Origin of the sequence: Nonomuraea sp. GTA35 (assembly GCF_041950525.1) — a bacterium.
Lineage (GTDB): Bacteria > Actinomycetota > Actinomycetes > Streptosporangiales > Streptosporangiaceae > Nonomuraea.
In genome coordinates this window covers 1-5,210 of sequence record NZ_JBGNUV010000044.1, presented here as the reverse complement: position 1 = coordinate 5,210, position 5,210 = coordinate 1, and the positions used below count along the sequence as shown (strand labels likewise).

7 protein-coding genes are annotated in these 5,210 nt (G+C 66.1%); 3 read left to right on the top strand and 4 right to left on the bottom strand.

Features of this window, described 5'->3' with window-relative positions; translation table 11 throughout:
- Nucleotides 1-51: 51 nt before the first annotated feature.
- Nucleotides 52-855, bottom strand: coding sequence for an IS5 family transposase (locus ACBJ32_RS59235; protein ID WP_375134382.1), 804 nt, complete (start codon nt 853-855; stop codon nt 52-54).
- 254 nt (nt 856-1,109) lie between these two features.
- Nucleotides 1,110-1,496, bottom strand: coding sequence for a 4-oxalocrotonate tautomerase family protein (locus ACBJ32_RS59230; protein ID WP_375134381.1), 387 nt, complete (start codon nt 1,494-1,496; stop codon nt 1,110-1,112).
- 62 nt (nt 1,497-1,558) lie between these two features.
- On the opposite strand from ACBJ32_RS59230, the gene ACBJ32_RS59225 reads away from it, so the two are divergent.
- On the top strand, nt 1,559-2,026 hold the full coding sequence (locus ACBJ32_RS59225) for a MarR family winged helix-turn-helix transcriptional regulator (RefSeq protein ID WP_375134380.1): 468 nt from the start codon (nt 1,559-1,561) through the stop codon (nt 2,024-2,026).
- A 30-nt stretch (nt 2,027-2,056) separates the two neighbouring features.
- Complete coding sequence (locus ACBJ32_RS59220) at nt 2,057-2,785, top strand: SDR family oxidoreductase (RefSeq protein ID WP_375134379.1); 729 nt, start codon at nt 2,057-2,059, stop codon at nt 2,783-2,785.
- 147 nt (nt 2,786-2,932) lie between these two features.
- Here the strand turns inward: ACBJ32_RS59220 and ACBJ32_RS59215 are convergent, their stop codons facing one another.
- Complete coding sequence (locus ACBJ32_RS59215) at nt 2,933-3,523, bottom strand: hypothetical protein (RefSeq protein WP_375134378.1); 591 nt, start codon at nt 3,521-3,523, stop codon at nt 2,933-2,935.
- Between the two features lie 22 nt (nt 3,524-3,545).
- On the opposite strand from ACBJ32_RS59215, the gene ACBJ32_RS59210 reads away from it, so the two are divergent.
- Nucleotides 3,546-4,034, top strand: a complete 489-nt coding sequence (locus ACBJ32_RS59210) for a hypothetical protein (RefSeq protein ID WP_375134377.1) — start codon at nt 3,546-3,548, stop codon at nt 4,032-4,034.
- Nucleotides 4,035-4,801: 767 nt separating this feature from the next.
- Here the strand turns inward: ACBJ32_RS59210 and ACBJ32_RS59205 are convergent.
- A complete protein-coding gene (locus ACBJ32_RS59205; RefSeq protein WP_375134376.1) occupies nt 4,802-5,065 on the bottom strand; it encodes a hypothetical protein in 264 nt (87 codons plus the stop codon).
- Between the last annotated feature and the right edge of the window lie 145 nt (nt 5,066-5,210).

Genomic DNA, 5,210 nt, shown 5'->3' with positions numbered 1-5,210 from the left:
CCGGGTTTCCTGACATGCTGTTGTCCCCTTCACCTTTCGGATCCAGGTCAGTCATTCGACCCAGGAACCTCCCTCCAAGTCCCTCCCGGCTATGCCGGGGATGCAACAGAGCGCCTCGCGGCGCACAACGTTCTTTCCACCACCCACCGGCGGGGCAGCACCCACGAAGCCGCGCAGGTCGTCGCTGCGCTTGACGATCGTGACGGCCAGGCCGAGGACCTGCCTGGCCCAGGTGAGCAGCCGTCCGGCGTAGCCGCCGTCGGCCCAGAGCAGGCCGATGGTGGAGAACTTCTCGCGCAGCAGCGCCAGGACCGGATGCGCGCCGTCGCGGTCCTGCACCGACGCGGCGGTGACCATCACGCACAACAGCAGCCCGAGGGTGTCCACCACGACGTGCCGCTTCTGCCCCTTCAGCTTCTTGCCCGCGTCGTACCCGCAGGCCGCCGCCCCGACGGTCTCGGCCGCCCGGACCGTCTGGGAGTCGACACACCCAGCCGTCGGCAGCTCACGCCGGCCGGCCAGGACACGCAGCCGCCCGCGCAACCGGCCGGCCAGCCGTTCGGGCAGACCACGCCGCGACCAGCGCAGGAAGAACGCATACACCGCCTCATGCGGCGGGAAGTCGACCGGCAGGGCCCGCCACTCGATCCCGTACCGGGTCACATAGCCGATCCCGTCCAGCACAGCTCGCAGGCCGTGCACCATCGGCCGGCCCGCGACCGCGACCAACTCGGCCATCACACCGCGTGCCTCGCCCTCCAGCACCAACCACTCGCCATCGGTCAGATCGGAGGGGTATGCCGGTTTCCGGCCGCGACATGCGCATCCCGGTGAGGCGCAACCGCTGGCGTTCACGGCCGCGGGCGTGTAGACAGACAACCACGGGCTCCTGGCCGCTGAGCTGCTTAGACACCATCTCAGCTACCGGGAGCCCGCTCCCGTTCACGGGTCAACAGCCCAACCATGACCACACCCCGGCACTCTTCTGACCCGAGCCCCGACGCCAAATCCCTTTGTCAGCAGGCTCTCAGACTCCAGCTCCGCCTCCTGGAGCTTCTCGATATCGATCCACGAGATCTCCGCTGAGATCACTCATGTACGGGAAACGGTCAGCTGTCGACGATCACACCTCCGACCGCAGTGCGGCCGGCTGGGGTGGCGACGAGCTCGACCGTGATGGTGTCGCGCAAGTGCGCTCCGAGGACGTCGGCGACGGCGTCGGTGACGGTTCGCACGAGCTTGGCAACGAGCTCGCGGCTGTCGGGACGGGTGAAAGCCGCCTCCCGGATGCCGAACATGATCGCGGGTGGGGCCTCCTCGGCCGGCTTGCCCCGCAGGCCCCACCGTCCGGCGGGCACGCCTTCGAGGTGGATCACCGCGACGTCGCGCGCCCACTCGCCGTATACGTCGACCACCGCGTCGGTCAGCGCGGCGATGAGGGCCGATTCGTTGCCCTGGAGCTGCGGCTCCAGGACTCGGACCGTCAGATGTGGCATGGTAGACCTCCTGTTTACTATCAAATTAGCTTTAATGTCAAAGGTAATTGGTGAGGTGCCAGATGGTCAACAACGCGGACGGCATGACCACCGACCAGGCGGTGCGGTCCATGCTGCTGCTGATGCCCAGGCTCGTCGGGCGAGCCAAGCGGCTACCCGTCCCGGAGGCGCTGCGGACACTCGATCTCGCGCCCCGCCACCTGTCACTGCTGGCCTACCTGCAGTACGACGGTTCTCTCACGGTGAGCCAGCTGGCGGAGCGGCTGGAGATCGCTCCGACGACCGTCAGCCTCATGGTGGGTGACCTGTCTCGCCGCGGTGTCCTGACGCGGGAAGAGGACGATGCCGACCGGCGACGGCGGGTCGTCGCGATCGCACCGCAGTATGTCGAGCCGATCCGCGAGTGGCTGGCGGGCAGCGCGCTGGCGTGGACGGAGGTCCTGGCCGACCTAACGCCGGCCGAACGCGCCACGATCGTGCGGACGATGCGTGCCTACGAGACCGCCTTGGGCAAGCGGATGCACGGCTGAACTGAAGATCACGCATGTAAGGAGCGAACCATGCGATTCGACGACCATCGCGTTGTCATCACGGCTGCCGGCCGCGACTTCGGGCGAACCCTGGCCATCCGGCTCGCAGACCTCGGCGCGGAGGTCTTCCTGTCCGCACGCAGCCTCGCCGCCGCTGAGCGTGTCCGCGACGAGATCCGCGCCCGAGGCCATCGGCAGGTCCACGCCCACGCCTGCGACCTGACGGATCCCGCCTCGATCCGCGACTTCGCATCCGCCGTCACCCAGCACACCGACCGCGTCGACATCCTGATCAACAACGGCTCGCGTTATCTCGAAGGGCCGGACCTCCAGTCAGCCTCCGACGCCGATGTCGTCGACACCATCGCATCCGGCGCAACGGGCACAGTCCTGACCGTGAAGAGCTTCCTGCCGCTCCTGCTCAACTCGAACAAGCCGGATGTGGTGACGATGGTCTCCGCCTGCGGAACAGCCGGACATCACCGCTCGGACGCGCACGACGCCTTCTACGCGGCCAAGAGCGCCCAAGCCGGTTTCACCGAGATTCTCTCCAAGCGCCTGCGGCCCCAGGGAGTCCGCGTGATATCGCTCTACCCGCCCGACTTCGACAACACCGATCCCCTCGTTGAGGAGTGGAACTCCACGCCGCGGGAAGCCAAGGACGCCCTCACCTCACAGTCGCTCGTGGAGTGCATCCTCTTCGCAGTCGCTCAGCCCCGTGACTGCTTCATAAAATCGTTCCACTTCGAACAGGTCTGAGCGCTCGGCGTCTCGAAGCCGGCGCGTGGCAACGGCGGCCACCTGGGAAACAGGCTGAAGATCGAAACCAGAAGACCCCTGACGGCGTAACGCCTGTTCAGGGGCCTTATGGTTGCAGAGCCGACGAGGGGAATCGAACGTCGTCCATCAATCGTCGATCCAGATGTACCATTGGCCGTCGAAGTGGCGGTAGTAGCCTGGCGCGTCGATGTCCGGCTCGCCATTGGCACTCCAGGCGAAGCCGTAACTTCCGAAGAAGCCCGTGTCCTCGATCATGAAGCCGAAGGCCCGGGGGGCTTTTTCAAGGCCCTCGACGGGATACAGGCCGATCCAATTCCGCTTCCCCGGCGCTGTCCCCTCTGAAACCGTCTGCGCAAAGTGGTCGAGGCTGCCGCGTGACAACTCGAAACGCATCCTGACCGGCGCACCGACGTAGACCAATGAGCCGACCAACGCCACGACCAGGGGCGGCACGGCCCAGAACGTCCAGTTATGACGCAATGCGACCAGCCTTCCCCGCCTGAGAAGGACGACACCCAGCACGATCAGCCAGGTGACGCCGAACAACAGCCAACCGACGCCGGCAAGCATGAGCCACGCGAAATGCCACCCGGGAACACTTGTCGCATAAATCGTTCCGAGCCCCAGCAATACGGCGAACATCGCCCAGCCCCTGCCGCTGACGTTCATGGGAGCGCGCCGGCGAGACGCATCAGGAAGATCGGTGGTTGTGTCCACCGCGTGATCCTAGCTTTCGCTGGTGGCGATTCGGCTGGGCTGCTGTGTACGTATGGTGCAGAGATCCCCTGTCGATGTCGGAGCCGACAAGCCGAACCTGCCCAACCGGGAGCTGTACGAGGCGGCGTTCGAGTGCCTCGATCCGGCGCACCTGCGCGGGAACACGCTCCTGCACTACGACCTGTCCGCAAACAACCTCCTCATCTCCGGTCAGCGAGTCAAGGTCGTGGATTGGTCGTTCGCGGCGCGCGGCGCGGACTGGCTGGACGCCGCCCTGTTCGCGCCCCGCCTCGTCGAGGCCGGGCACAATCCAGTCGAGGTTGACGGGCTGCTGTCCACACTCCCACCGTGGTGGGAAGCGCCCCGTCCGGCCGTGGTGGGCATCGCGGCGGCGTGGACGCTGTTCCGTGAATACCAGGCCCGGTACGGCCCAAAGGAGGTTCGCGACGCTCACGCTCGAACGGCTGAGGCGGGTCGCGCCTGGCTGACCTATCAAGAGACGAGGGGCTGAGAAGACGCTCGGCGGCGTGCGTGGTGCCGCCGGGCTCGGCTCCCGCCATAGGACTGCAACGTAAGAATTGATGCCGCGGGTCATCCTGCTTACAGCGTCCTGACATTTGATCGAGTTCCTCAACCAGGGCTGCACGTGAGGAGGACGGACTCGGCGCCGACGATGCGCTTGCTCTTCGGAAGTTTCACGAAGGGCCCTTCCTACTCAGGCGGCGCGGCGCAGCCGCGATGACGTCGAGGCTTGGGAACAGAAATACGATCTTCCAAAGAACGTCCAGCTTCTCCCTCTCACGCAAGGGAGCGGGTGCCTCTGACGAGGCGCTGCTCAGCCATTTGAGTAGGGGGCTACTCATGAAGAATCTCTCGCCGAGGCTGACGCTGGCTGTGTGGACGTGAGCATTCTCGCATCACGTCGCTGACCCTAAGGGAGACGCGATGGCTGACACGACCAAGCAAGACAACTGGCGGCACTGCCGTAAATGCTTCGGCCTCTGGTGGAATGGGGCGCCTACGAACGGGGTCTGTCCCGCTGGCGGAGCGCACGACGGCGGTGGCAGCTGGAACTTCTACCTGCCGGCCAATCCAGGCCAGAGCCTCTGAGCCTGGCAAAGGGAGGTCCCGCCCGTCCCGTCAGGACGGCCGGGATCTCCTTCGCGTTGTACGCGTGCACTGACCGGTGTGACCAACACTCGGGGTGACGCGCAGCGGGCAACGAGATCATCGCCCTGCATCAGCGGCCAGGCGGTGCTTGCGCCGTTCGCTCCCGTCTCAGACCAGAGAACCGTCACGCGGCAGAGCAGAGCTGCGCGCGAAGCTCGTCACGCGCTTCGCCGGTCGGGGGGCGGGGTCGCCGCGCCAGATGCAGCCCTCAATTGTGGCGACGTCGTCGTAGTCGTAGACAACCTCGCGGCCGGCGCGGCCGAGGACGCGTGCGGAGTAGCGGCGCGCCCACTGGCGGATGATGACGGCCTCGCGTTCGAGGCGTGTCGCGGCTTGGCGGGCAGTCGCTGGGCGCACGTCTCGCCCCCGCATGGTCGCGATCGTGGACGCACTAGGGCGTGTATTTGGTTGTGATCAATCTGCGGGATCCGCCCTCGTTTCGGGGTCCGATCCGGTAGATCGTTTTGCGTGACGCGAGTGCAATTGACGGATGTGGAGTGGGAGTTCATCGAGCCCT

Coding starts and splice junctions, on each gene's coding strand:
- ACBJ32_RS59230 (WP_375134381.1), bottom strand. CDS start 1,496: ATGCCACATCTGACGGTCCGAGTCCTGGAGCCGCAGCTCCAGGGCAAC.
- ACBJ32_RS59225 (WP_375134380.1), top strand. CDS start 1,559: ATGGTCAACAACGCGGACGGCATGACCACCGACCAGGCGGTGCGGTCC.
- ACBJ32_RS59220 (WP_375134379.1), top strand. CDS start 2,057: ATGCGATTCGACGACCATCGCGTTGTCATCACGGCTGCCGGCCGCGAC.
- ACBJ32_RS59205 (WP_375134376.1), bottom strand. CDS start 5,065: ATGCGGGGGCGAGACGTGCGCCCAGCGACTGCCCGCCAAGCCGCGACA.